The organism is Micromonospora sp. NPDC005215 (assembly GCF_040607915.1).
Taxonomy (GTDB): domain Bacteria; phylum Actinomycetota; class Actinomycetes; order Mycobacteriales; family Micromonosporaceae; genus Micromonospora.
On record NZ_JBEXHQ010000007.1, the window covers coordinates 1 to 25,789 of the forward strand.

Consider the following 25,789-nt stretch of genomic DNA (forward strand, 5'->3'; position numbering starts at 1 on the left):
GACGTGCTGGCCGATCCGGGCGCGTACGCCGCCGCGGCGGCGCTGCCGGACGGGGGAGCGCCGGGCGCGGACGTGCGTGCCGCGTACCGCCGACGTGATCTCGCGGTGACCGGCTTCCAGGCGCTGCGGTCCGGTGGGCCGACGGCGCTGGCCGCCTTCCACGCCGCCGCTGTCGCCCTGCGTCAGCCGCTGCTGGCGCGGTGGCGGCAGCGGTGGGAGGCCGGCGCGGGTCGAGCCGCCACCAGCACCGGCGTCCACCTCGACGCCCTGGAGCGGGGGGATGGCCGCCACCTGGGCGAGGCCGGGGTGTACGCGGCGGACGAGCCAATCGAGCGGGGTCGGCTGGGCATGTGCGGCCTGCTCGACACCTATCCGGCGGCGAGCTGACGTCGCGGACGCGCGCAGATCCACTCGGTTTCCTTGAAGTCGCGGTGTCCGAGGGGTGGGGAAGGCCCGGTTTCCAGGAAGTCGCGTCCATTTCGGAGGGAGGCGGATCTGCTGGGCCGGCAATCGACGAATAGATCGAGGAAAGGCCTTGCCCGGCATCGAGGGGCCGCCTACGCTCCAGGAAAGCGTTTGCCTGATCCGCCGACCGGCCCGGTCCACGGGTGCCGTGCCGGGCCCCCGAGGAGGTTCCGCGTGACCGAGAACTCTTTGGACACGGCGGGCCGGCAGGCCGCCGCCGACCAGGCGAGCGGTGCGCAGGCGGCCGCCGCCGCGTCCGGGTCCGGGCCCGCGTCCGCACCCGGGGGTGCGCTCGGTCGCCGGGTGGTGACCTTCGCCGACTCGCTCTGGCGCCCGGCGCTGGTGCTCGCGGCCTTCGTGGCCGCCTGGTGGTTCGTGGCCGCCCGGGAGTACGTGCCGAACTACCTGGTGCCCACGCCCGGCCAGGTCTGGGAGACGATGACCGGCCAGTGGTCCGAGTTGGCCCGACACACACTGGTCACCCTCTACGAGACGGTGCTCGGCTTCGTGCTGGCCGCCGCGTTGGGGCTGGCCACCGCTGTCGCCATCGCCTACTCGCGCACCCTGGACAAGGCGCTCTACCCGATCGTCCTCTTCGCACAGGTCATCCCGAAGATCGCCATCGCGCCGCTGCTTGTGGTCTGGTTCGGTCTCGGTCTCACCCCGAAGATCATCCTGGCGGTGCTCATCGCGTTCTTCCCGGTGGTCATCTCCGGCGTGGCCGGGCTGCGCTCCACCGACCCGGAGCTGCTCGACCTGGCCGCCACCATGGGCGCCGGCCCGTGGCGCACCTTCCGCAAGATCCGCTTCCCGAACGCGTTGCCGCACCTGATGGCCGGCCTGAAGGTGGCCGTCACCCTCGCGGTGGTCGGTGCCGTGGTCGGCGAGTTCGTCGGCGCCAGCGAAGGGCTCGGCTACGTCCTGTTGCTGGCCAACGGCAACCTCGACGCCCCGCTGCTGTTCGCCGACCTGATCCTGATGTCCGCCATCGGCATCGTCCTGTTCGTCCTGGTCGAGATCGCCGAGGCACTGCTCATCCCGTGGCACGCCAGCCGCCGCGCCGCCGTGTCCCTCACCACCTCCTGACCGACCCCATCACGGAGGCACCGATGAAACGCACCGCCACCACGATCCTGGCCACCGCCGCCCTGCTGCTCGCCGCCGCCGGCTGCGGCGGGGACGACTCCGCCGGCAAGACCGGCGCCGACGGCAGCAAGCAGGTCACCCTCACCCTCAACTGGGTCCCCTACGGCGAACACGCGCCGTTCTACTACGGCCTGCAGAAGGGCTACTACTCCGCCGAGGGCATCGACCTGAAGATCCTGCCCGGCAACGGCTCCGGCAACACGGTCAAGCAGGTCGCGCAGAAGCAGACCGACTTCGGCTGGGCCGACAGCCCGGTGCTGCTCAAGTCGGTGGCCAGCGGGATGCCGGTGCGCAGCCTCGGCGCGTACCTGGAGAAGGGCCCCTCCTCGGTGGAGTTCTTCACCGAGGAGGCCATCAAGACCCCGGCCGACCTCAAGGGCAAGACCGTCGGCGGCACCCCCGGCGACGCCCTCTACGCGACCTTCCCGGCCTGGCTGGAGAAGAACGGCGTCAAGCAGAGCGACGTCAAGGTGGTCAACGTGGACGCTGCCGGCAAGATCGCCGCCCTGGCCGAAGGCAAGGTCGACGCCATCATGGGCTTCTTCCACGACCAGGCGCCCACCATCGAGAGCAAGACCGGCAAGAAGGTCGACGTGCTGCTCTTCGCCGACTACGGGATGAACCTGCTCGGCACCGGCCTGATCGCCAACACCCAGACCCTGCAGAAGGACCCGGAGCTGGCCCGCAAGTTCGTCCGGGCCACCCAGAAGTCCTGGGCCGACGCCGCCCGGGACCCGGCCGGCGCGGTGGGCGCGATGACGGCGCTCGCCGAGAACGAGCCCGCGCCCGAGGTGCTCACCAAGCAGCTCACCCTGGTCCTGCCGCTGCTCGGGGGCGAGGGGCCGGCCGGGGTGAACACCGAGGCCCAGTGGACCGAGACCATCGACCTGATGTCCCGCTACGCGGAGCTGAAGGACCCGGGCGCGCCGAAGGCGTACTGGGACTCCTCGTACGCGGCCCAGGGGTGACCCGGTGACCGCCGCACCCACCGCCACCGGCGCCGCCATCGGAATGTCCGGGGTGACCGTCCGGTTCACCACCCGGCGGGCGCAGACCACCGCGCTGGACGACGTGTCGCTGGACATCGAGCCGGGGGAGTTCGTCACGATCGTCGGCCCGTCCGGCTGCGGCAAGTCCACCCTGTTGAAGATCGTCGCGGGGTTGGTCACGCCGACCAGTGGCACGGTGTCGCTGCTGGAACGCCCGGTACGCGGCCCGCAGAAGGACATCGGCTTCGTCTTCCAGAAGGCCGCGCTGTTGGAGTGGCGTGGCGCTCGGGCCAACATCCTGCTCCAGGCCGAGATGCGGGGCATGGACCGGGCGCTGGCGGCCCGCCGGGCGGACCAGCTGATCGAGATGACCGGGCTGACCGGCTTCGAGAAGGCGCTGCCCCACGAGCTGTCCGGCGGCATGCAACAGCGGGTGGCGCTGTGCCGCGCGTTGCTGCACTCCCCGCCGGTGCTGCTGATGGACGAGCCGTTCGGCGCCCTCGACGCGCTGACCCGGGAGCAGATGAACGCCGAACTGCACCGGATCTGGCGGGAGACCGGCACCACTGTGGTGCTTGTCACCCACTCCATCGCCGAGGCGGTCTTCCTCGGCACCCGGGTCGTGGTGATGAGTGCCCGGCCCGGCCGGATCATCCGCATCTCCCCGGTCGAGTTGCCGGCGCACCGCGACTACGCGCAGGTGATGTCGGACTCCCGCTTCGACCGGCTCGCCACCGACCTGCGTGGGTTGCTCGGCAGCGCGGCCGCCAACCACTGAGCGCGGATCGGCACGACCAGCACGACGGAAGGAACACCATGACCCGCAGGTCGATCGGCATCATCGTCAACGGCGTGACCGGACGGATGGGCTACCGGCAGCACCTCGTCCGCTCGCTGCTGGCCATCCGCGAGTCCGGTGGTGTGGCGATGGCCGACGGCACGACCATCTGGCCGGAACCGGTCCTGGTCGGGCGCAACGAGACGAAGCTCCGGGAACTCGCCGAACGGCACGGGCTGACCGACTGGACGACCGACCTGACCTCGGCGCTGGCCCGCGACGACGTCGAGATCTACTTCGACGCCCAGGTCACCCAGCAGCGGGAGAAGGCGATCCGGCAGGCCATCGAGGCCGGCAAGCACATCTACACGGAGAAGCCCCTCGCCGAGGACACCGCCGCCGCGCTCGACCTGGCCCGGGCGGCGGACGCGGCCGGCGTCCGCACCGGCGTCGTCCAGGACAAGCTCTTCCTGCCCGGTCTGCGCAAGCTCAAGCGCCTGATCGACGGCGGCTTCTTCGGCCGGATCCTCTCGGTGCGCGGCGAGTTCGGCTACTGGGTCTTCGAGGGCGACTGGCAGCCCGCTCAGCGTCCGTCGTGGAACTACCGGGCCGAGGACGGCGGCGGCATCACCTCCGACATGTTCCCGCACTGGCACTACGTGCTGGAGGAGCTGTTCGGTCGGGTCGCCGCCGTCTCCTGCGTGACCGCCACCCACATTCCCGAACGGGTCGACGAGGCCGGCCACGTGTATCAGGCCACCGCCGACGACGCCGCGTACGCCGTCTTCGAACTCGACGGCGGGATCATCGCGCAGATCAACTCGTCCTGGGGTGTGCGGGTGTACCGCGACGAGCTTGTGGAGTTCCAGGTCGACGGCACCGAGGGCAGCGCGGTGGCCGGGTTGCGCAACTGCCGGGTGCAGCACCGAGTGGTCACGCCGAAGCCGGTGTGGAACCCGGACCTGCCGGCCACCGAGGACTTCCGGGCCCAGTGGGCCGAGGTGCCCGACAACGAGGAGTTCGACAACGGCTTCAAGGTGCAGTGGGAGGCGTACCTGCGGCACGTCGTGGCCGGTGAGCCGTTCCGGTGGGACTTCCTGGCCGGCGCCCGCGGCGTCCAGCTCGCCGAGTCGGGGCTGCGCTCGGCCCGCGAGGGCCGTCGCGTCGAGGTGCCGGAGCTGCGCTCATGACCGCGGAGGTGGTGCTGCCGGGCGGGCGACGGCACCGGCTGGCCGGGGGGAGCGGCTTCGCCCGGCCGGACGCGCCGGCGAGCAGCCGGATCGCGTACGCCGCCGCGCACGTGGTCGCCGACCCGAACGCGGAGAACGTGCCGGGTGCCCCGGCGGTGGTGGACTGGGACACCACGCTCGCGTTCCGGCGGCACCTCTGGTCGTACGGGCTGGGGGTCGCCGAGGCGATGGACACCGCCCAGCGGGGGATGGGGCTTGACTATCCGGCCACCCGGGAGCTGATCCGTCGCAGCGCCGCCGAGGCCCGCGCGCTGGGCGGGCGGATCGTCGCCGGCGTCGGCACGGACCAGCTGCCACCCGGGCCGGCCACCCTGGCGGCGGTCACCGCCGCGTACACCGAGCAGCTCGGCGACGTCCGTGCGGCCGGCGCCCGGCCGGTGTTGATGTGCAGCCGGCACCTGGCCGCCGCCGCCCGCGGCCCGCAGGACTACCTCCGGGTGTACGACGAGCTGCTCACCGCCGCCGACGAGCCGGTGGTGCTGCACTGGCTGGGTCCGATGTTCGATCCGGCGTTGACCGGTTACTGGGGCGCTGTCGACCTGGACGTGGCCGCCGACACGGTCACCGAGCTGATCAAGGCGCACGAGTCCAAGGTGGACGGCATCAAGGTGTCGTTGCTGGACGCCGGCCGGGAGGTCGCGCTGCGCCGCAGGTTGCCCGCCGGGGTGCGCCTCTACACAGGTGACGACTTCCACTACCCGGAGCTGATCCGGGGTGACGAGTTGGGTCACTCGGACGCGCTGCTCGGGGTGTTCGCGGCCATCGCGCCGGCCGCCGCCGCCGCGTTGGCGGCCCTGCACCGAGGCGATCTGGCGACGTACGCCGAGATCTTCGCGCCGACGGTGCCGCTGGCCCGGCACCTGTTCGCGGCGCCGACCTGGCACTACAAGACCGGGATCGTGTTCCTGGCCTGGCTGGCCGGGCACCAGGACCACTTCACGATGGTCGGTGGCGCGCAGTCCGGCCGGTCCGCCGCGCACCTGGCGACAGTGCTCGTCCTGGCCGACGCGGCCGGGTTGCTGCCGGACGCCGACCTGGCCGCCTCCCGAGCGCGCGCGTTCCTCACGGTGGCCGGGGTGACCCAATGAGCGTCGCTCTTTCGGTCGGGGCGGCGGCGGGCAGCAGCGCCGACGAGCTGCGGCGCTTCTCGTTCAACCAGGCCACCGCCCAGCGGTGGCCACTGCCCGACGTGGTGGCCGGCTGCGTCGCCGCCGGGGTGCCGGGCATCGGGCTGTGGCGCGAGCCGGTCGCCGAGCACGGGCTGGCCCGGTCGGCGAAGCTGGTCCGCGACGCCGGCCTCACCGTCACCTCGTTGTGCCGGGGCGGGTTCTTCTCCGCCGACGACTGGCGGGCGGACAATCTGCGGGCCATCGAGGAGGCGGCGACGCTGGGCGCCCCCGAGTTGGTGCTGGTCTCCGGTGGGTTGCCGCCCGGCGGTCGGGACCTCGACGGCGCGCGTCGTCGGGTCGCCGACGCGATCGGGGAGTTGGCTCCGCACGCGGCGGCGGCGGGAGTCCGGCTGGCGATCGAGCCGCTGCACCCGATGTTCGCCGCCGACCGTTGCGTGATCGCCTCCCTCGCCCAGGCGTTGGACATCGCCGAGCGGTTCGACCCGACGGTGGTCGGCGTGGTCGTGGACGCGTACCACGTCTGGTGGGACGACACGGTGTACGCGCAGATCGAGCGGGCGGGGCCACGGATCGCCGCGTTCCAGGTCTGCGACTGGGTGACGCCGCTGCCGGAGGGGGTGCTGCTCGGCCGGGCGCTACCCGGCGACGGCTGCATCGACCTGCGTCGGCTGCGCGAGGCGGTGGACGCGGCCGGGTATGGCGGCCCGATCGAGGTGGAGGTCTTCTCCGCCGAGGTGTGGGCGCGTCCGGGCGCGGAGGTGTTGGACGCGGCGATCACCGGCTACCTGCGCCACGTTGTCTGAGCCGCTCGAACGGCGGTGGCCGGCGGCGGTCGGCGCGTGGCTGGGCATCGGGACCGCGCCGGCCACCCTGGTGCTGGGCGCGGCGATGGCGGCCCGGCACGGCGGTGCGGTGCCGGCGACCGGGCTGTTGCTCGGTGGGGCGCTGATGGCGGCGCTGCTCTGGGGGCAGGGCCGGATCGGTCTGCGCCGGCCGCTCGGTGACGGCGGGACGCTGACCGCGGTGCTGCCCGCGTACCTGGGGAACACCTCGCGCCTGCTGCTGGCGGCGGTGCTGACCGTGTCGATGGTCGGCTGGAACGGGTTCAACGTCGGGCTCGGCGGTGCGTCCCTGGCCGCGTTGACCCATCTACCGGGCTGGGCCGGGCCGGTGCTGTTGGAGGCGGCGGTCCTCGCCGTCTCCTGGGGGCCGGCCCGGCTGCGCAACCGGGTCGCGGTGTTCACCACGCTGAGCGCGGTGGTGCTGGTCGGGTGGTGCCTGACCGTGCTGCCGCCGCCCGGCGCGCCGGTCCGGCTCGCCGCCGGTGGTCTCGGCGACGCCGCCGCGCTGATCGGGTACGCGGCGGTGTTCGCGCTGCGCGCACCGGACTTCAGCGTCGGCCTGGCCCGGCGGCGGGACCTGGCCTGGTGCGTGGGGCTGCTGATCGGCCCGGCGCTGCTCGGTGTGCTCGCCGGTGCCGGCCTGTGGCTGCGCACCGGCTCGGCGGACGTGGTCGCGCTGCTCGCCACCGGGTCGGGACTGGCCGCGTACGCGAATCTGTTCGTCGCGGTGGCGGTCTTCGCCGCGGCGCTGACCACCACGTACTCCGGTGCGTTGGCGATGCGCGGCCTGCTGCCGCGGGTGCCGGCCCCGGTGTCGATGCTCGCCGTCGCGGTGCTCGGCGGAGTGCTGGCGGTGGCGCGTTTCGACCGCCTCGTGCTGCCCTGGCTGACGGTGCTGGCCGCCGCGCTGCCGGTGCTTGTGGTGCCGATGGCGACCGAGGCCGCCGCGCGGCGGCGCGGTCGTGCGCCGCGGACCGTGCCCGCCTGGTGCTGGGTGCCGCCGGCGTTGCTCGCGGTGGCCTGCACGCTCGCCGGGATCGGCGTCGCGCCACTGCTCGGGCTGGCGTTGGCCGGGGCGGGCACGGTGCTCTGGCGCCGGCGGGGAGACACGGCTCCTGCTGGTGCCTGGACGAGTAATTCCTAACCCTGGCTCGAGCTGTGACCGTTGGCCGCGGCCGACGGTGACCGTCGGTCACCTCCGTCCGGGGCGGATGCGGTAGTGAGCGGTATACCTCTGAGTCATATTCATACCTCTGAGGTATACCGCTCACCAGCACATCACATGGTGGGCCAGCCACAGCGGATGGCGAGCGCCCTTCGCCGCGTCCGCGACCCCGGATCTGGAGACCTCGGCCTACTCGGCTGGCCGACCCGGAGCGCGCGAGCCGTACGCCGGGCCGAACACCACAAGCAGCGCCAGGTCCTCGGTCACCTCGTCGAACCGGTGCTCCTCGCCGGCCGGCACGAAGATCACCGAACCCGGGCCGACCTCGGCCGCGCCGTCCGGGGTCACGATCCGGGCCCGCCCCGCGGTGACCACGTAGATCTCATCCTCGGTGTGCGGGCTCTGACCGTCGCGACCACCCGCCGGGATGCAGTACGTCCCCACCGACAGGTCCGGCACTCTCAGCTGTTCGACCCAGTCGTTGGCGGCCCCGGCGGGTGCGGTCCACCGGCCCGCGCCTTCGATGATCAGCATGGCGGAAGCCTAGTGCTGCAACGGCCGGCGAGGGCTGGTTGGGGTGTACGCCCTGCTCCGGCGGCATCGCAGAAACTTGATCTAGTCGCGACTGACCGAACGTGATCTTATACGCACCAGCGATCCGTAACACCGCGCAAACCATCGATTAACCGTCGGCGGCTTAGGTGGGGGAGCGCTCCCATGAGCGGATCGTGATCGAGGAACAGCTCCCCAAGGGAGCCATCGAAAGGAGCCTCGTGGCTACAGGCACGAGCGGAAACAGGCTGCGACGACTAGCGATACCGACGCTGGTCGTCGCGCTGATCACCGGCACCACCGGGGTTGCGGGATCGGCGTCGGCCGCCCCCGGCGGGGCGTCGGGCAGCGGCACCGGCGGCTACTTCACCGCCGGGCACGACAAGAGGGTCACCCTGACCGACGGGGCCGATCGTCGACCCGACGGCCGGAACGCGGCCAGCCAGCGGGCCACGACGGACGCGACCGGTTCCGGCATGTACGTCGTCGAGCTGGCCGAGGAGCCGCTGACCGCGTACGCAGGCGGTGTGTCCGGGCTGGCGCGGACCCGTCCGGAGGCGGGCCACCGGCTGGACGTGACGTCGGCACCCTCGCGGGCCTACCGGGGACACCTCGACGCGCAGCGCACGGCCGTCGCTGCCGCCGCCGGAGTCACCGTCAACGCGGCGTACACCACCGCCTTCAACGGGTTCTCCGCGAAGCTGACCGCCGAGCAGGCGACCACCCTGCGGGCGGACAAGCGCGTCCGCGCGGTGACCGCCTCGAAGGCCCTCGGCACCAGGACGCCGCCGCCCACCGCGCCGTCGACCGCGTCGACCCCCGGCGCTCCGGCCGCCACTGACCCGGCCGCGCCGGACCAGGCCCCGGCTGGAGGTCCCGCCGGCAAACCGGTCAAGCCCGGCCCCGGCACGGGCGCGGGCATGGTGATCGGCGTCCTGGACACCGGCATCTGGCCGGAGAGCGCGTCGTTCGCCAAGAAGATGCCGGCCCCCGCGACCTGGCACGGCACCTGCCAGACCGGTGTCGCCTTCGTGGCCGAGCACTGCAACGGCAAGATCGTCGGCGCCCGGTACTTTGCCGACACGTGGCTCGCGGGCGGCGGCTCGGTGCCCGAGGGTGAGGTGTTGTCTCCCCGCGACATGGCCGGGCACGGCACGCACACCGCGTCCACGGCGGCCGGTCTGCCGATCCCGAACGTCACAATCGACGGTCGGCGCTTCGGTCCCGTCTCCGGGGTGGCGCCGGACGCCCAGATCGCCGTCTACAAGGTGCTGTGGAACGGCATGGGCTTCGACGCCGACATCATCGCCGGCATCGACGCCGCAGTCGCCGACGGCGTGCAGGTCCTGAACTTCTCGATCGGCAGCGACCTCGGCGACTGGGAGGCCAACACCCCCATCGGCATCGCCTTCCTCAACGCCACGCTGGCCGGAGTCTTCGTGGCGGCTTCCGCCGGCAACACCGGCATCGTGAGCGGGGCGATCAGCAACGCGGCACCGTGGGTGACCACGGTCGGCGCGGCGGTGACCAACCTCGACGAGGCCACCGTCAAGCTGGGCGACGGCACGAAGCTCGTGGGCGGCTCGCTGGACGCGCTGCCCGGTGGCGACTCGCGGCCGATGGTGTTCGGCGAGCAGGCCGGGTCACCGGATCTGGGTGCGGTCTACTGCGAACCGGGCAGCCTCGACCCGGCCAAGATCAAGGGCAAGGTGGTCGCCTGCGCGCTGTCCGACATGTTCGGCTCGGCCGCCGAGATCAAGGCCAAGGGCGGCGCGGCGATGGTGGTGTTCGAGCCGGCCGGCAACTACCGGATCAACTCGATCTTCAACTTCCCGGTCGTCTACCTGCCGACCGAGAAGCAGGCCGGCACGCTGTTCAACTACCTGATGCGCCACCCGACCGACGCGCGGGTGTCCCTGCGCAGCGGCGGGGACGGCTCCAGCGTCCCCGGCGTGCCCAGCGTCGCGGACTTCTCCTCCACCGGCCCGGACAAGGTGACCCTCGGCGTCCTGAAGCCGGACCTGGTCGCGCCGGGCTCGGACATCATCGCCGCGGTCTCACCAGCGGGCAACTTCGGGCGACAGTACGACGCGTACTCGGGCACCTCGATGGCCTCGCCGTACGTGGCCGGCGCGGCTGCGGTGCTGCGTGCCGCGCACCCGAACTGGTCGCCGGGCGCGATCGCCTCGGCGCTGCGGACCACCGCGACCGACACGGTCGGCACCAGCAGTCCTCTCGATCAGGGCAGTGGTTTCATCAACCTGGCCGGGGCCACCGACCCCGGACTGGTCATCGAACCGACCGCGGCGGACCTGGTCGCCTTCAGCGAGACGGCCGTGCCGGACGGCAAGGAACTCAACCTGCCGGCCATCTCGTTGCGCGAGTACGACGCAACCCGCCCGGTGACGCTCACCCGCACCCTGACCAACGTGGGCAAGACCCCGGAGACCTACCGCTCGTCGGTGTCCGGGTTGGACGGCATGAAGGTCACCGTGACGCCGGCGTCGGTGACGCTGGCACCCGGCAAATCCGCGACAGTGACCATCACGCTGCGCCGGGGAAATGCGCCCTGGGACCGGTACGTGACCGGTTCGATCGGCTGGCGCGGCAAGGCCCACAGCGCCCGGATCCCGGTCGCCGCCCGGCCGTGGGGAATCATGCCCCGGCCGTACGGTGACGACGGGGAAGAATTCGGCCGGATGACCAGCGGGGTGTCCGGTTCGATCCAGCCCGGCTTCACCGGACCGCTCGCGGGTCGCAGCACCGGCTACACGCCGATGCAGCGCGCGTCGTACTCGATGCCGGCCGGCGTCTACGGCGGCGTGTTCGACCCGGGTGCCACCGGGGTGAAGAAGTTCGACTTCACCGTGCCGGCTCACACCGCCGGCATCGTGGTCGACGCCAACACCGACGACCCGAACACGAACCTGGACCTCTACCTGTACAAGGGCGACACCCTGATCTACAGCAGTGACAGGTACTGGACCAGCGCGGAGCAGGCGTACAAGTTCCTGCCCGAGCCGGGGCGCTACACCGCGTACGTGTTCGCGCAGTTCCCGGGTGGTCCGGTCGTCGACTTCCAGTTCGGCCACGCCATCGTCGGCCAGAACGCCAAGTATTCGGGTGCCGCGCTGACACTGCCCTCCACTGTGGAGCGCGGTCTGACGCACGGATTCACGCTGAAGCCGAACAAGCCGCTGCCCGAGGGCGACTTCTGGGCCTACACCGAGTACAGCACCAACGGCACGGTCATCCCTGGCAACCTCGTCTACACCCAGCAGAGCGCCTGGCAGTAATCCGCACCTGTCCGTGGGGCGGTGCGTTCTGCATCGCCCCACGCTCTTCCCGGCCTGAAGTACGTCGGCGGCCCATGTTTCTCGTTCCTGGACTTGTCGCGGCGAGTTGATTCCGCGATGACGAGAGGTGCGGGATGCTCCGCGGGGCTCGGCCCAGGCAGCTTCACTCCGCCGCAGCTGACAATCTTGGACAGTTTCCGTTCCGCCCGAACTATTCAGTCCCATGACATCTGTCAGTGATGAAGTCCCGATACATGTGTCAGTTGGTAGGGATCTTGGGTGTGCTGGTAGATGGTGCCTGGCATGGCTTCTCGGCGGCATGTCATGAACCTGCTCGATGCCCAGTTGGCTGCTGGGGTGCGGATGAACGCGGCCGAGTTCGCGCGTGAGCATGGTGTGTCGGTCCGTACCGTGTACCGGCATCAGGCGCGGATCCGGGACGTGGGCGAATGGCGTGAGCGGTCCCGGCGACCGCGTAGCAGCCCGCGGGTGACGCCACCGGATTTGGACGCGTGGATCTGTAAGCTGCGCGCCGAACTCGGCGTGGACAACGGGGCTGACTTCATCCACGACGCGCTGATCGAGGTGCACGACGCTACCGGTCCGGGGTGGCGGGTGCCCTCGAGGTCGACGATCAACCGGGTCCTGGCCCGCCACGACCTGCTTGAACGGAACCCGGCGAAACGGCCGCGCAGCTCGTTTCGGCGGTTCGTCTACGCCCGGCCCCGGGACTGCTACCAGATCGACGCCACGAACGTCCGGCTCGCCGACGGTAGCCTCGCCGCGGTCTTCGACGTCCTGGACGACTGCACCCGCACCCTCGTCGCCTGTCACGCGACGACCGCGGAGACCGCCGAAGGCGCCCTCACCGCGGTCAGGCAGGCGTTCACCGAGTACGGCGCCCCCGCGATCGTGTTGTCCGACAACGGCACCGCGTTCACCAGCCGACTGACCCGGCCCGGATCGATCTCCACGTTCGTCCAGTGCCTCCTGGACCACAGTGTCCGACCGATCAACTCCAGCCCCTACCACCCGCAGACCTGCGGCAAGGTCGAACGCCACCACCAAACCCTCAAGAAATGGCTGAGCACCCAACCCGCCCCCGGCACCCGCGCCGAACTGCAGAACCTCCTCAACGCCTACCGCCACTACTACAACAACGAACGACGCCACAGCGCCCTGCCACGACGCGCCACCCCCACCCAGGCGTGGACAGACGCATCCAGCCTCGGCGGGCCGGCCAGCCTACCCATGCAGACCGACGCCACCCTGCACCGCTGCCTCGTGGGCAGCACCGGCGTCATCTCCGTCGCCGGACACCGCACCAGCGTCGGCACCACCCACGCCGGCACCACCGTCACCGCCATCCGCGACCAAAACCGGATCACCGTCTACCACCGCGACGGCCAACCCCTCGGCCACTTCCACCTCACCCCCGACCAGACCTACACCAGCCTCACCCGAACAGCCTGATCAACAACTCATGACACATCTATCGGGACTTCCCCTTGACACATGTCTCGGGACAGCACAGTTCCGCCCGAACGGAAATTGTCCAAGATCTACCCTGCCAGCTCTCGCCCAAGCCCCGACCGGCGTCGCTGAAACGGTCGGGGTCAGTGGGATAGATCGTCTGGGGCGCGACACTGGTTGAATGGTCGGCCCAGCCATCCGAAACACGCCCTTCTGGACGTCTCGGCGGGCTCCAGCGATGACGGACGGGGTGGCCCCCGCCCGCCACCGCTCGACGGTCAGTTGACCGTGATGGTCAGGTTGATCGAGCGGGTCTCCCCACTGCTGTAGGTGGTCGTGACCCGGGCGGTGTAGGTCCCCTTTCGGGAATAGGTATGGGCGCTCGACCTCAGCGTCGCCCCGTGGGTGATGGCGCTGTTGTCACCGAAGTCCCACGCGTAGTCGGTGATGCTCTGCCCGGATGGCGCTGTCGCGGTGGCGGTGAGCGTGCTGGTCAAAGGGGCGGTGCCACTGGCCGGGTTGGCCGCGAGGGTCAGCGTCCCGCCCGGTTCCTGCTTGACCCCGGCCCCGTTGAATCGCAGCCAGTCCAGCGAGAGCAGGTCCGGGGTGCCGCCGACCTGGGCGGCGTTGACGAACTTCGCGTACAGCGTGGTGGTGCCAGTGGGTTTGTTGGTGAGCGTGACGGTCGGCGACACCAGGTTGTCCCACCCGCCGGTGGAGGCGATGGTGGCAGCGCCGATCAGGGTGCCGGTGGGTGAGCCGGTCCGCAGCTCGATGGTGCCGCCGAGCCCGCCGTTGGTCACCCCGAGCGTCACCGAGCCGACGTTGCGCAGGTCCACCGGCCCGTACGCCGCCCAGTCGTTGTGGTCGACCTCGCCGAGTCGCTTGCCGGCGCGGGCGGTGGCCCGGTCGTTCACGACGAGGCCGGACTGGGCGCTGAAGTGCTCGGCCTCCTTGCTCTTGGGCTGCAACTGCACCCGGGTCGAGCCGGTCAGTGCCGGTACGCCGCCGGCCGCGCCGCCGTCGGTGTACTGCGCGGTGACCAGGGTGTAGAGGTTCTGCCCCGGCCCGTGTCCGTCACCGGCGTCGGCCTCGGTGGCGAGCAGCCCCGAGCAGCCGGTGTAGACGTCCAGCGGGTGGGCGTGCGAGTCGTGGCCGAGCTGCGTCTGCACTGTCACCTTGGCGCAGTCGATGCTGGTCTCCTCCGGGTCGGTGACCGTCACCGTGAACGGGATCTTGTCGCCGAAGTCGAAGAACCCCCCGTCGGGCACGCTGATGGTCACCGTGGGTCGGGTGTTGCCGACCACCACGTCGGTGACCGCGGTGGCGGTCAACCCGTTGCCGCCGTTGCGCACGGTCAACCGGGCGGTGTGCTTCCCGGCCGCCGAGTAGGTGAAGGTCGGGTTGGCGGCGGTGGAGTCGGTGCTGCCGTCGTTTGTGAAGTCCCAGGCGTAGCTGAGCGTCGACCCGTCACCGGCGGTCGACCCGGCCGACGAGAACGTCACAGCGAGCGGTGTGCGTCCGCTGTCCGGGGTGGCAGCGATCTTCGCGGTCGGGGGCCGCCCGTTGGCGACATAGTCGATCCGGTAGATGCCGGCGCCGGCGTTGCTGCCGCCGCGACCGCTGCCGGTGCCCTCGCCGAAGTCGATGACGTAGAGCGACCCGTCCGGGCCGAACTCCGCCTCGAAGGGCTGGATCCAGCTCATGTTGTCGAAGATGCCGTTGATCGACTGGAGGTCACCGACGGCGGTCGGGCCGAAGCGGGAGTTGCTGAAGGTCTGCGCCGTCTGGTGGATCGAGAGCGTCTTGAACCACCTGCGGGTGAACTCGTACGTGATCCACTTGCCGTCGAAGTACTCCGGGAACTTCGTGGTGCGGGTGATGGCCGGGTCGTAGTCGTAGACCGGCCCGCTCATCGGCCCGCCACCGCCGGTGCCCAGCTCGGGGAACTGGGTGGAGGCCGAGTACGCGTACCAGACCAGCGCGGACCTCGACGCCGGCAGGGTGGTCAGGCCCGTGTTGTTGGGGGAGTTGTTGACCGGTGCGGCGCAGGTGAACTTCGCCCCGGAGGTGCTGGTGGCGAAGTTGTAGTCGTTGAACGGGATGTTGTTGCCGACGCAGTACGGCCAGCCGTAGTTGCCGGCGCCGGTGATCCGGTTGAACTCGACAGTCCCCTCCGGACCCCGGTTGGCGTCGGCGGCGCGAGCGTCCGGGCCGTAGTCGCCGACCAGTACGGCGTTTGTCTGCGGTTCGATGGTGATCCGGAACGGGTTGCGCAGGCCCATCGCGTAGATCTCCGGCCGGGTCTTCGCGGTGCCGGGCGCGAAGAGGTTGCCGCTCGGGACGGTGTACGTACCGTCGGCCTGCGGGGTGATTCGCAGGATCTTGCCGCGCAGGTCGTTGGTGTTGCCGGCGGTGCCCTGCGCGTCCCAGGCGGCCCGGCCGGACCGCTCGTCGACGGGGGTGTAGCCGCTGGAGCCGAACGGGTCGGTGTTGTCGCCGATCGCCGCGTAGAGCCGCCCGGCCGCGTCCATGGCCAGCGAGCCGCCCATGTGCGAGTTGGCCCGGCCCTCACCCCGGTGGGTGGGGATGGTGAGCAGGCGTTTCTCGGAGGAGAGCGCGACGCTGTTGGTGGCGACGGTGAACCGGGACAGGTTGAGCTGTTTCAGGGTCTTGTCCGACCAGAGCAGGTAGATCCAGCCGTTGCTGGCGAAGTTGCGGTCCAGGGTCATCCCGAGCAGCCCGTCGGACTGGTCGGTCATCGCCGAGGTGTACGCGAAGTCCAGCAGCGTGGTGACCTGGAGGGTGTCGGAGTTGACCACCTTCAACGCGCCGGTGCGCTGGATGTAGTAGACCTTCCGGTCCGGGCCGACGGCCAGCTCGAACGGGTCGGCCAGGTTCTCGGTGACCAGCCCCACCCGCTCGAAGTTGCTGGTCCTGGTGGCCGAGCAGTCACCGGCGACCGCACCGGCCGCCCACTCGATGCCGTAGCGCAGGTGCTCCAGGAACGTCGGCGTGCTGAACTGGGAGCTGGCGTGCCCACCGGCGGTGAACCAGGACCGGCCGCCGTCGTAGCGCTGACACCAGGAGTACGCGTGGTCGACGCCCTCGTCCAGGCCGCTGATCCCGTCGCGCACCTTGATCTGCGCGAGGGTGTGCACGTTGCCGGTCGGGTTGGTCCGCCAGTTGTACCACTCCTCGCTCTGCTCCCAGAGCTCCGGCAGGTTACGCGTCGAGGGGTGGGCCCGGTCGAGCACCTTGACCCGGCCGGGGAACGTGCCGCCGGTGGCCGAGAAGTCGGGGTGGTAGTCGAAGATCGTCCCGACCAGCCCTTCGTACCACGGCCAGTCGCGTTCGCTTGCCGAGGCGGCGTGCAGGCCGGCCCAGCCGCCGCCGTTGCGGATGAACGTCTGCAACGCGGTCCGCTGGCTGGCGTTGAGCAGGTCCCCCGAGGTCGGGAGCGAGTTGGTGTTGTTGAACACCAGGGCGTCGAAGGTGGCGAGGTTGGCGTTGGTGAACGCGGCCGCGTCGGTGGTGGCGACGACCTCGAAGTTGTGCGCGGTGCCGAGCTGCTGGATCGCGGCGACGCCGGCCGGGATCGAGTCGTGGTAGAAGTTGGTGACCTTGGAGAAGACCAGCACCCGGAAGCGGGGGGCGGCCTCGGCGGGCAGGGCGGTGGTGGTGCTCACCACTGTGGCGATGGCGAGCAGGATGAGGCAGAACGCGCGGAGGTGTCGGGGCATGGGGGCGCTCCCTGTCGGACGGTGAGGGTCGGAAAGCGCTTTCTCGCTGCCCGCATCACGGTACTGACAGCCAGTGACGACCGTCAATAGCGCAAGGTAAGCGGTTTCCTGCCGTTCGAGTCTCTTGATCCATCGGCGTGTCTGGTCGAGAATCGGCGCCGTGGAGAACGGGGACTTTTCGCAGGGCTGGGTCCAGTTGTTGAGCCACCTCGACCGGCAGGTGTCTAGCGGTCAGCTCTCGCCGGACACGGCGGCGTTGTCCGACCTGATGAGCATCTACCAGGTGCCGGGAGTCAGCATCGCCGTCGGGCACCTGAGCGGGTGGGTGTGGGCGGCCGGGTACGGCGTCACGGGTGGCGAGACGTCGACGTCGGTGACCGAGCGCACGACGTTCGCGGCCTGTTCGATCAGCAAGCATGTCGCCGCGTTCGGCGCACTGCGACTGGTCCAGGACGGTGTCCTCGACCTGGACACCGACATCCGCGAATACCTCACCTCGTGGCAGCTGCGCGACCGCGCGGGCCAGCAACCGGGAGTCACCGTACGACAGTTGCTGGCGCACACGGCGGGCCTGTCCGACACCTGGTACCGCGGCTACGCCGCAGATCGCGTCCCGTCGCTGGTGCAGGTCCTGGAAGGCAGCGGCCCGACGACCACCGCACCGGTACGGTCGACAGTGTTGCCGGGCAGCCGTTTCCGTTACTCGGGCAGCCACTACTCCGTCCTTGAGCAGTTGATGGTGGACGCGACCGGGATACCGTTCGAGGACCTCATGCGGACTCTGGTGCTGGACCCGGTGGCCATGGCCGACAGCAGCTTCGACAAGCAGTTTCCGCACCAGCGACCGCAACTGGCGGCGCGGGGCCATCACCTCGGCGGCACCGGAATCCCCCGCGGGTGGCGGACGCAACCGGAGGCCGCCGCGGCTGGGCTGTGGAGCACCCCGACCGACCTGCTCCGGCTCGACCTCGAGATCGCCCGAGCGGCCTGGGGAAATTCGAAGCTGCTCAACCGCGACCTGGCCACCCAGATGTGCACACCGCAGATTCCGGGCGGCTCCTACGGGCTCGGCACCGAGGTCGACGACCACGCCGGACGTCGGCGTTTCGGACACACCGGGATGAACGTCGGATATACCTGCTTCTCCTTCGTGTGGCCCGACAGCGGCACCGCGGTCGCCGCGATGACCAACTCACAGGATGGCTGGGAGCTGCTGACCAGCATCCGCGCCGCCGCGGACCGTCGGCACGCCACCAGTCTCACCACCGCACCCCTTGGCGACGTGTCGGGCCACTACGTCCTGCGCGACGACTATCCGATCGACATCGCGGTCACCGACGGCCAGCTGATCTTCTCTGCCGCTGCCCAGCAACCGGTGGCGCTGCTGGCCGGCCCGGACGGTCGCTACCTCCACCCAGGACTCGATCTGGAGATCCGGTTTCTACCGAACAACGGCCAGCCGGGCATCCTGGAACTGCGGCAGGAAGGCATCACGCAGACCGCGACACGATCCACGTCGTAACGACGGTCACCAAAAGGATCATGGCTGTACTAGTCTTCGCGCCATGGCCTTGCGACCAGACCAGTTCCACGACCACGCGACCGCCGTCGCGGACGGCGAGCGGCGGCTACCGCTGGCACGCATGACGGGGTGGGACATCAGCCCATTCGAACTGGATGGGTTACGCGTCGCGCCGCTGCGCCCCCCGGTGCTGCCCGAGCCCGCCCGACACGGCGAGGACCCGGCAGAGTGCCAGAACTGCCAGGAGCGTGACGAGGGAATCTGGTTCAACGAGCACTGGCGGCTGGCCCGGGTCACGGGAGTGGGCGTGCCGCTGGCGCTGATGCTGTACCCGCGCGACCACTACGACATGGCGGATCTCCCCGACGAACTCGCCGCGGAGCTGGGACTGCTGACCACCCGGATCGTCCGCCACGTGCAGGCCCTGCCGCACATCTCGCGAGCCCACGTCTACCGCGTCGGTGACGGCGCCGCCCACCTGCACGTCTGGTTCTTCGCAAGGCCCGAGGGCCAGACGCAGCTCTACGGATCGTGGCTGGTCATCTGGGACGATCTCCTCCCGGAGTATCCCGCCGACATCGCCGAGGCGGACGCCGCGATCGTGGCCGACGCCCTGGTCACCTCGCACGGGGGCCGCCGATCGGCCGCCACCCCGCCGCCCGACTGACCCAATCCGTCCTGCCCGACGAGGAACGGGACGACGAAGCAGGTGGGCCCGACAGCGTGTCCAGCGTGAGCCGGGAAACCCACTTGTGCGTCAGCCCGTACGAGGACGTCTATCCCTCCCAGCACTACGCCGACTTCGAGGCCGAAGAGCACATACTCGCCGGCGCCCAGGATGGGCGCCAGGTTGTCGCGGGGAGCGGAGTCAGGCGCGCGACGTGGTCGATGACCGCCCGCAGGCCCGGGTGCGGGTTCGCCCGGGGGAGGATGAGCGACAGCGGGTACGCGAGCGTCGGACGCACGATCGGGATGCGGCGCAGGTCGTGGTTCGCCGGCCAGAGGTACCTGTCGCGCGAGCCGACGAGCGTTGCCACGTCGGCGGAGTCCGCGAGGATGTCGAGGAGGACCTCGTCGCCGAAGTGCGGGCCCGCCGCGTCGATGCGGAGGTCGAAGTCCGTCGCGAGCTGGTCGTAGAAGTCCGCCCATTCGCTGCGCGGTGCGATACCCGGCACCCAGATCCGATGACCGCGCAGCTTTGCCGGTGTCAGTGATCGGGCGGCGGCGAGCGGGTGCCTCGGGCCGACGAGGAGTTCCAGCGGGGAGTCGAACGCGTGGATCATCCGCACGTCGCGCGGCAGGGTGGCCGCGTCGGTGACCGAGCGGAACGAGGCGTCGATGTCGCCGGCCTGGACGGCGGCGGCTGCCTCGCGCGGGTCGTCGACCCGCAGGGTCACCACGTCGAGGTTGGTCTCCGGGTGCGACCGCCAGTAGTCGTGCAGGACGACGGCCTGTGCGGATCGCAGGCCGAGGACGTCGATCCGCAGGGCCCGCGAGCCCGGCCTGGTCGCGGCGACGGCACGGTCGACACCGGCGACGACGTCCCGGGCGTGCGGGAGGAAAGCCTGGCCGTCGAGCGTCAACTCGACCCCTCGGGCGGTACGGGTGAACAACCGCACGTCGAGTTCACGTTCGAGGGCCGCGATCCGCTTCGACACGGCCTGTTGCGTCACGCCGAACTCGTCGGCCGCCTGTTGCAGCTGCCCGAGCTCCGCCGCCCGGACGAACGATCGCACCGCCTCGGTATCCACTGATGAATTATGCGTACCCACAACCGGTGGTTGTGGCTCGCCCGGACGTCGGTTGTTTGATTCCGCGCCGGTCCCTGCGGTGGGATGCCCGGACCGGAACGTCGGTTGTCACGGGGGAGTCGCATGCGTACGCGGTTGGGGTCGAACTTCGGTTGGCTGTGGTCGGCCTACGGTGTCAGCGCGTACGGCACGTGGCTCGCCTTCGGCGCGTTTCCGCTGCTCGCGGTGCGAGTGCTGGACTCGTCGGCATTCGCCGTGTCGCTGCTGGAGGCGGCGGGGCTTGCCGTCGCGGCGATGGTGGCCCTCGCGCTCGGGCCGTGGGTCGAGCACCGGGCCAAGCGCCCGGTGATGATCGCGATGGACCTGGTCCGGTTCGCGGCGATGGTGAGTGTCCCGATCGCGTACGTCCTCGGCGTGCTGTCGTACGGCCAACTGCTGGTTGTCTCGGTCGTCTCCGGAACGGCGAGCATCGCGTTCGCTGCCGCGTCCGGCGCGTACCTGAAGTATCTCGTCCGCGGTGAGCATCTCCTGGTGGCGAACGGGAGGTTCGAGGGCACCACCTGGACGGCGACCGCCGCCGGCCCGCCCCTCGGTGGTGCGCTGGTCGGGTTGCTCGGCCCGGTCGTCACGGTCCTGGCCGACGCCCTGAGCTACCTGCTGTCCGCGCTCGCGGTCCTCCGTATCCGGGGCGGCGACGTCGCGTCGCCCCGCGACCGGGGCACCCGGCTGCGCCCCGCCGACCTCCTGCACGGCTGGCGACTCATCCTCGGCGACCGCGTCCTGCGGGGTCTGTTTCTCAACTCGGTGCTGGTTGGCGGCCTCATCATGGCCACCGCCCCGCTCCTGGCCGTCCTCCTGCTGGGCGAGTACCACATCCCCGCCTGGCAGTACGGTCTTGCCTTCGGCATCCCGGCGCTCGGCGGGTTCGTGGGTGCCCGCCTGTCCGCCCGTCTCGCGCACCGCCACGGCCGGCACCGGGTCATTGTCGTCTCCGGGTGGCTGCGATCGGTCTTCCCACTCGGTCTCGCGTTCGTCCATCCCGGCGTCTCCGGGCTCCTCACCGTGATCGTCGTCGAGGGCCTGCTGATCACCTGCATGGGCATCTTCAATCCGATCTACGCGACCGAACGCCTGCGACGGACTCCGGTGTCGCACACCGCCCGGGTCCTCAGCACCTGGAGTGCCAGCGGCAGGCTCCTCCAGGCTGTCCTGATGGTGATCTGGGGCGTTCTCGCCACCCTCACCAGCCCACTCGCCGCGATCACCGTCTCCGGCGTACTCCTGCTCGCCACGCCACTCCTGCTGCCCAGGCGGATGGATTGGTCGATCCGGGAGCCGGCCCTGCCGGCCGAAGACGTCCGGGTCGCATGACCCACTCTGCGCTTCGGCGGGGCGTGGACCGTGGGGTGGCGTTCTCCTCGGATCGTGGAAGCCTGCCGTGGCCCAAGCTGGGCCGCGTGCGCCCAGCGCGGGGACGGGTCGCCCGGGATCACCGGTCCTTACGGAGCAGGACGGTCACCGCCTGTCCGTCGGCCGTGCCGAAGGTGCCGTCGGTGGGGTGTCCGAGCTCGGCGGCGAGGGTGCGCACGTGCAGATCGACCACCGCCTCCACCAGGTCGGCCAGCACGGACACCGTGCCGCGGCCCTGTCGCCAACCCGCCACGCAAAGGCCGAGGCCGATGACCGCCGCGGGCCACCACAGCAGGCCGAGCGCGAGATACAGCAGCCCCCAGCCCACCCGTCGGGCGGCGGCGGTGAAGTCGGCCTGCGCGAGGGCGACCGGGTCCCGGGTCTCCTCGGGCAGCAGCAACCACAGTCGGGGCCAAGCCGCGGCCAGGTCCAGGCCGTAGCAGGCCCGCACCCGTACCGCCGTGGCGAGCATGCGATCACCGATCCAGGTCGGCCGGTCCGGCTCGGTCAACGCGATCCGGTCGCAGGCGCGGGCGAGCGCCTGGGTGTCCGGCAGCGGTTCGGTGCCGCCGTCGGCAGACCGCAACCGGCGTGCCTTGTCCCGCAGGGCGTTCTCGTAGCGGTCCAAGGCGGCGTGCCACCGGCGCCGCCGCCGGCGGGTCACGGCATTGCCGGCCCGGCCCCAGTCCTGGGTCCACAGGGCCACGACCAGGCGTTCCAGGCTCTGGGCGGCCGTCGCGGCGACGACGCTGGCTAGCACGACACCGAGCACGATCAGCAGCGCGGATCCGGTGCCCCGGTCCGGTGACCCGAGGGCGAGCCGGTCCACCTCCTGCCGCAGGAGCCGCAGGTCCCACCAGTGGGCGTGGCCGAGCCGCACCGCCGCGGCGCACACCGCCACCAACACCACACCGGGCAGCGCCAGCCCGGCGAGCCACCGCTCTGCCAGCCTCCCGCCGAGCGAGGCGATGACCGCGTTCACCGGTCCATCCGAAACGTCGGCAGCGGGCAGTCCCACACGGCGCAGCGCGGCGGTGGGCCGGCGTCCGGCCGGGGGATCTCCACCCGGTCGCACAGGTCACCGGGACACACCTGGACGACCTCCGGGCGGTGGCCGTGGATGCCGGCCAGTGGCAGGTAGCGGTCTCCGCGGACGGTCGTGTCACCCCCGACCAGCCCGCTGCGGCGCATCAACTCGGTCACCTCGGCGAGCACCGCGTCCACGCCCTGGTCGGACAGCGACCGGTCCCGCAGCCGCGCCAGGGCCTGGGCCGGTTCCAGGCCGAGCAGGTCGCCCACCTGCGCGATGTCCGCGCAAACCCGGGCCAGCCGGGTCGCCCGGTCGTCGTCGAGTCGCCTGTCCGGCGCCGATTGACTCATCGGCTGATTATCTCCTGTCGATGTGGGCGCGCGGCTGGCAGGCTGGGGAGCAACCGCGACGGGGAGGTGCGCCGGTGAGTCGCTATTCAAGGGACGCCGTCGGCCACTGGCGTCGTGCCGCGGCCGGGCAGCCGCGCGGCGACCGGCGATGGGCCGAGGCCCAGGTGGAGCTGGGGGCCGCGCTGCTCGACCGATACCACGCGGACCAGGCGCGGCAGGACCTGATCGAGGCCACCGTCGTGCTGGAGGCGGCGATCCGCACGATGGCCGACTCCTTTCTGGCTGAAGAGTTGGGCACCGCGCACGGTGTCCGCGCGCTTGCCACGTTCACCGATGTGCTGCTGGCCAGAGCCCGGATCGACAGTGAGCCGCAGCTGCTGGACATCGCCGAGCAGTATCTGCAGTTCGCGGACGACGCCTCGGCCGACCTCGGCAACAGCGCGTTGCTCAGCCTGAAGACCTGCCAGGTCTATCGGGTCCGGCACGACTTCGACGGCTCGGTGGACACGCTCTACCGGCTCACGGCCATCGCCAAGATGGCCGAGCGGTGGATCAGCGAGGAGCATCGGCCCGCGTTGCGGGGCATTCACGCGGAGGCACTGTTGCGCGCCTACCAGCTCACCGGGGTGGAGGACTACGTCGACGAGGCGATGGAGCTGGTGTCCTCGGTGGACGCCACCGGGCCCAACCAGGACCAGGTCGTCATGCTGCGTGCCCGGTGCCTGCTGGCCAGGGCGGCCGGGACCACCCACACCGCTGATGTCGAACGGGCCGTCGCGTTGCTGCGGGAACACACCCCGCGGAGCGACGATGCGCGTTTCCTGGCCGGGCAGACGTTGCTCACCCTGGTCGACCGCACCGGCCGCCCCGAGTTGCTCGGCCAGGCCTGGGAGGAGTTCGCCGCCGCGCTGAACACCGTCCCCGAGCGGCATCCGCACCATCGGACAGCGCTCGCCAGCCTCTCCACCGTCGGCATGAAGACGCATCAGCTGACCGGCGACATCTCTTCCCTGGAGACGGCGATCGGCCTGCTGCGCCGGGCGCTCGCGCTCTCGGTACGCGGGGAGCCCAATCACGCGTTGTACCTGGACCAGTTGGGCTACAGCCTCCGGTTGCTCTACGACGCCACCGGGGAGCCCGCCTACCTGGAGGAGGCGCTCGTCCTGCTGCGGAGGGCGCTGGACGCCCTGCCCGCGCGCGATCCGCAGCGTGCCGAAACCGGGTTGTCCATCGCCCAGGCGCTGCGGGCGACCTATCTGCGTACCGGTGAGCCGGCCCTGCTCACCGAGGCCGTCGAGCGAGCGCGCGCCGCCGGCCGCACCGACTCCGGCGCCGTGCCGGTCCGGATCCAGGCCTTCGACAAGGCGGCCTACACGTTGACCGCGCTGGGCCGGTGGAAGGAGGCGACGGATGCCTTCGACGAGGCCATCACCCTGCTGCCGCGGCTGGCCTCCCGGGGGCGTACCCGACACGACCAGTACGCGGACCTCGGCTCGACGGCCGGGTTGGCGGCGACCGCCGCCTCCTGCGCGGTCGGCGCCGGGCAGCCGGAGCGGGCCCTGGAGCTGCTGGAGCGTGGCCGGGGCCTGCTACTGCACCAGCGGTTGACGGCGGACGGCGAGTGGGCAGCGCTCCAACGCGCCGACGGGCGTCTGGCGGCCGACTTCCAACGGATGCGCCGCGACTTCGAAGCGCCCGTCCCCGAATCGTCCCGGCCCACCACCTTCGGCCGGGACCGGGAAACCGAGTGGAACGTGCTGCTGGCAACGATCCGGGAGCTGCCCGGCCTGGGCGATTTCCTGCGTCCGCCCAGCGCCCAGCAGCTGCTCGACCAGGTCGACGGGACCGTGATCGTGCCGATCGCGAGCGAGTTGCGCTGCGACGCGCTCATCCTGCGGCAGCACCGCGTGGCGGTGCTGCCCCTGCCGGATCTGTCGCTGACCGACGCGATGGCACACCTGCGGCTGCTCCAGGAGGCCACTACCACGGCATACGATCCGGCGGCGGACGCGCGGAGTCGGCTGCGCGCCCAGTCGGCGCTCAGCGGCGTACTGGAATGGTTGTGGCATACCCTCGTCGGGCCGGTGCTGGACCGAATCGACGCGCCCGGGGCAGCCGGCGAGTTGCCGCGCGTCTGGTGGTGCCCGGTCGGCCCGCTGGCGTTCTTCCCCCTGCACGCCGCGCAGGCCGGCGCCGGCCGGTCCGCCCTCGACCGGGTGGTCTCCTCCTACACCCCGACCGTGACCGCGCTCGCCCGTAAACGCACCGGGCCGCGACAGTCCCGGCCCGATGCCCGGTCCTGCGTCGTGGCGATGCGCGCCACCCCCGGTGGCCCGGGGGCGCTGCCCAGCGCCGAACGCGAGGCCGCGTCGGCGGCGCGGGCGCTGCCCGGAGCGTGGCTGGGGCTGGACGCGACGGCCACCCGGCAGCAGGTCCTGGACCGGTTGGCCGGCTCGGCCTACGCGCACTTCGCGTGCCACGCGCTGGCCGATCCGCACGACCCGGCGCAGGGTCGGCTGCTCGTACACGACCACCAGGACAGCCCGCTCACCGTGGCCGACGTGTCCCGGCTCGACCTGGACGCGGAGTTCGCCTTCCTGTCGGCCTGCGCGACCGCCCAGGCCCCGCCGACCCTGGTCGACGAGTCGCTGCACATCACCGGCGCCTTCCAGCTCGCCGGGTTCCGGCATGTCATCGGCACCCTGTGGGAGATCGACGACGCGGTCTCCCTCGCCCTGACCACCGCCTTCTACGAGCACAACGACGCGACCGGGGCGGCGGCGTACGCGCTGCACTCGGCCGTGCGGGTGCTGCGGGACCGCTACCCGCTGGCGCCGACGCTGTGGGCGGCGCACATCCACACCGGCGGCTGACCGCCGCCCACCGGCCACCCCCCG

General features: G+C 71.1%; 18 protein-coding genes and 1 pseudogene. 14 read left to right on the top strand and 5 right to left on the bottom strand.

Annotation, left to right across the window (positions count from 1 at the left end):
• The 8 genes and pseudogenes from ABZU25_RS08225 to ABZU25_RS08260 form a co-directional block, all read left to right on the top strand.
• A pseudogene (locus ABZU25_RS08225) lies at positions 1-387 on the top strand (cupin); the annotation flags it as partial.
• Between the two features lie 252 nt (positions 388-639).
• The gene (locus ABZU25_RS08230) at positions 640-1,551 is read left to right on the top strand and encodes an ABC transporter permease (protein WP_355028628.1); all 912 of its coding nucleotides are present in this window, start codon (positions 640-642) and stop codon (positions 1,549-1,551) included.
• 23 nt (positions 1,552-1,574) lie between these two features.
• The gene (locus ABZU25_RS08235; protein ID WP_355028629.1) at positions 1,575-2,579 is read left to right on the top strand and encodes an ABC transporter substrate-binding protein; all 1,005 of its coding nucleotides are present in this window, start codon (positions 1,575-1,577) and stop codon (positions 2,577-2,579) included.
• 4 nt (positions 2,580-2,583) lie between these two features.
• Positions 2,584-3,378 (top strand): ABC transporter ATP-binding protein, encoded by a 795-nt coding sequence (locus ABZU25_RS08240; protein WP_355028630.1) that lies wholly within the window; start codon positions 2,584-2,586, stop codon positions 3,376-3,378.
• Between the two features lie 38 nt (positions 3,379-3,416).
• On the top strand, positions 3,417-4,568 hold the full coding sequence (locus tag ABZU25_RS08245; protein ID WP_355028631.1) for a Gfo/Idh/MocA family oxidoreductase: 1,152 nt from the start codon (positions 3,417-3,419) through the stop codon (positions 4,566-4,568).
• A complete protein-coding gene (locus tag ABZU25_RS08250; protein ID WP_355028632.1) occupies positions 4,565-5,716 on the top strand; it encodes a dihydrodipicolinate synthase family protein in 1,152 nt (383 codons plus the stop codon). Before ABZU25_RS08245 ends, ABZU25_RS08250 begins: the two co-directional genes overlap by 4 nt.
• The gene (locus ABZU25_RS08255; RefSeq protein ID WP_355028633.1) at positions 5,713-6,561 is read left to right on the top strand and encodes a sugar phosphate isomerase/epimerase family protein; all 849 of its coding nucleotides are present in this window, start codon (positions 5,713-5,715) and stop codon (positions 6,559-6,561) included. Before ABZU25_RS08250 ends, ABZU25_RS08255 begins: the two co-directional genes overlap by 4 nt.
• The gene (locus ABZU25_RS08260; RefSeq protein ID WP_355028634.1) at positions 6,554-7,744 is read left to right on the top strand and encodes a hypothetical protein; all 1,191 of its coding nucleotides are present in this window, start codon (positions 6,554-6,556) and stop codon (positions 7,742-7,744) included. The genes ABZU25_RS08255 and ABZU25_RS08260 overlap by 8 nt, the downstream gene beginning before the upstream one ends.
• Positions 7,745-7,954: 210 nt before the next feature.
• Here the strand turns inward: ABZU25_RS08260 and ABZU25_RS08265 are convergent, their stop codons facing one another.
• A complete protein-coding gene (locus tag ABZU25_RS08265) occupies positions 7,955-8,299 on the bottom strand; it encodes a cupin domain-containing protein (RefSeq protein WP_355028635.1) in 345 nt (114 codons plus the stop codon).
• A gap of 239 nt (positions 8,300-8,538) precedes the next feature.
• Here ABZU25_RS08265 and ABZU25_RS08270 point away from each other — a divergent pair, with 239 nt between their 5' ends.
• Complete coding sequence (locus tag ABZU25_RS08270) at positions 8,539-11,613, top strand: S8 family serine peptidase (RefSeq protein ID WP_355028636.1); 3,075 nt, start codon at positions 8,539-8,541, stop codon at positions 11,611-11,613.
• A gap of 303 nt (positions 11,614-11,916) precedes the next feature.
• Entirely contained in the window at positions 11,917-13,086 is a 1,170-nt protein-coding gene (locus ABZU25_RS08275; protein WP_355028637.1) for a DDE-type integrase/transposase/recombinase, read from the top strand.
• 278 nt (positions 13,087-13,364) lie between these two features.
• Here the strand turns inward: ABZU25_RS08275 and ABZU25_RS08280 are convergent, their stop codons facing one another.
• On the bottom strand, positions 13,365-16,829 hold the full coding sequence (locus tag ABZU25_RS08280) for a ThuA domain-containing protein (protein WP_355028638.1): 3,465 nt from the start codon (positions 16,827-16,829) through the stop codon (positions 13,365-13,367).
• Between the two features lie 160 nt (positions 16,830-16,989).
• Here ABZU25_RS08280 and ABZU25_RS08285 point away from each other — a divergent pair, with 160 nt between their 5' ends.
• Both ABZU25_RS08285 and ABZU25_RS08290 read left to right on the top strand, forming a co-directional pair.
• Complete coding sequence (locus ABZU25_RS08285) at positions 16,990-18,351, top strand: serine hydrolase domain-containing protein (protein ID WP_355028639.1); 1,362 nt, start codon at positions 16,990-16,992, stop codon at positions 18,349-18,351.
• 43 nt (positions 18,352-18,394) lie between these two features.
• Positions 18,395-19,018 carry a hypothetical protein gene (locus ABZU25_RS08290; RefSeq protein WP_355028640.1) on the top strand — a complete coding sequence of 208 codons (624 nt, stop codon included), beginning with the start codon at positions 18,395-18,397 and terminating at the stop codon, positions 19,016-19,018.
• A gap of 124 nt (positions 19,019-19,142) precedes the next feature.
• Here the strand turns inward: ABZU25_RS08290 and ABZU25_RS08295 are convergent, their stop codons facing one another.
• A complete protein-coding gene (locus ABZU25_RS08295; protein WP_355028641.1) occupies positions 19,143-20,102 on the bottom strand; it encodes a LysR family transcriptional regulator in 960 nt (319 codons plus the stop codon).
• Between the two features lie 123 nt (positions 20,103-20,225).
• On the opposite strand from ABZU25_RS08295, the gene ABZU25_RS08300 reads away from it, so the two are divergent.
• Positions 20,226-21,473, top strand: a complete 1,248-nt coding sequence (locus ABZU25_RS08300; protein WP_355028642.1) for an MFS transporter — start codon at positions 20,226-20,228, stop codon at positions 21,471-21,473.
• 118 nt (positions 21,474-21,591) lie between these two features.
• Here the strand turns inward: ABZU25_RS08300 and ABZU25_RS08305 are convergent, their stop codons facing one another.
• Together ABZU25_RS08305 and ABZU25_RS08310 are read right to left on the bottom strand one after the other, a co-directional pair.
• Positions 21,592-22,494 (bottom strand): hypothetical protein, encoded by a 903-nt coding sequence (locus tag ABZU25_RS08305; RefSeq protein ID WP_355028643.1) that lies wholly within the window; start codon positions 22,492-22,494, stop codon positions 21,592-21,594.
• Entirely contained in the window at positions 22,491-22,892 is a 402-nt protein-coding gene (locus tag ABZU25_RS08310) for a hypothetical protein (protein WP_355028644.1), read from the bottom strand. Before ABZU25_RS08310 ends, ABZU25_RS08305 begins: the two co-directional genes overlap by 4 nt.
• A 74-nt stretch (positions 22,893-22,966) precedes the next feature.
• Here ABZU25_RS08310 and ABZU25_RS08315 point away from each other — a divergent pair, with 74 nt between their 5' ends.
• Entirely contained in the window at positions 22,967-25,765 is a 2,799-nt protein-coding gene (locus tag ABZU25_RS08315; protein ID WP_355028645.1) for a CHAT domain-containing protein, read from the top strand.
• Positions 25,766-25,789: the final 24 nt, after the last annotated feature.

What these genes read in the sequence shown, in the direction of transcription:
- ABZU25_RS08235 (WP_355028629.1), top strand. Translation starts at nt 1,575, where the DNA reads ATGAAACGCACCGCCACCACGATCCTGGCCACCGCCGCCCTGCTGCTC.
- ABZU25_RS08245 (WP_355028631.1), top strand. Translation starts at nt 3,417, where the DNA reads ATGACCCGCAGGTCGATCGGCATCATCGTCAACGGCGTGACCGGACGG.
- ABZU25_RS08250 (WP_355028632.1), top strand. Translation starts at nt 4,565, where the DNA reads ATGACCGCGGAGGTGGTGCTGCCGGGCGGGCGACGGCACCGGCTGGCC.
- ABZU25_RS08255 (WP_355028633.1), top strand. Translation starts at nt 5,713, where the DNA reads ATGAGCGTCGCTCTTTCGGTCGGGGCGGCGGCGGGCAGCAGCGCCGAC.
- ABZU25_RS08265 (WP_355028635.1), bottom strand. Translation starts at nt 8,299, where the DNA reads ATGCTGATCATCGAAGGCGCGGGCCGGTGGACCGCACCCGCCGGGGCC.
- ABZU25_RS08275 (WP_355028637.1), top strand. Translation starts at nt 11,917, where the DNA reads ATGGCTTCTCGGCGGCATGTCATGAACCTGCTCGATGCCCAGTTGGCT.
- ABZU25_RS08280 (WP_355028638.1), bottom strand. Translation starts at nt 16,829, where the DNA reads ATGCCCCGACACCTCCGCGCGTTCTGCCTCATCCTGCTCGCCATCGCC.
- ABZU25_RS08290 (WP_355028640.1), top strand. Translation starts at nt 18,395, where the DNA reads ATGGCCTTGCGACCAGACCAGTTCCACGACCACGCGACCGCCGTCGCG.
- ABZU25_RS08300 (WP_355028642.1), top strand. Translation starts at nt 20,226, where the DNA reads ATGCGTACGCGGTTGGGGTCGAACTTCGGTTGGCTGTGGTCGGCCTAC.
- ABZU25_RS08310 (WP_355028644.1), bottom strand. Translation starts at nt 22,892, where the DNA reads ATGAGTCAATCGGCGCCGGACAGGCGACTCGACGACGACCGGGCGACC.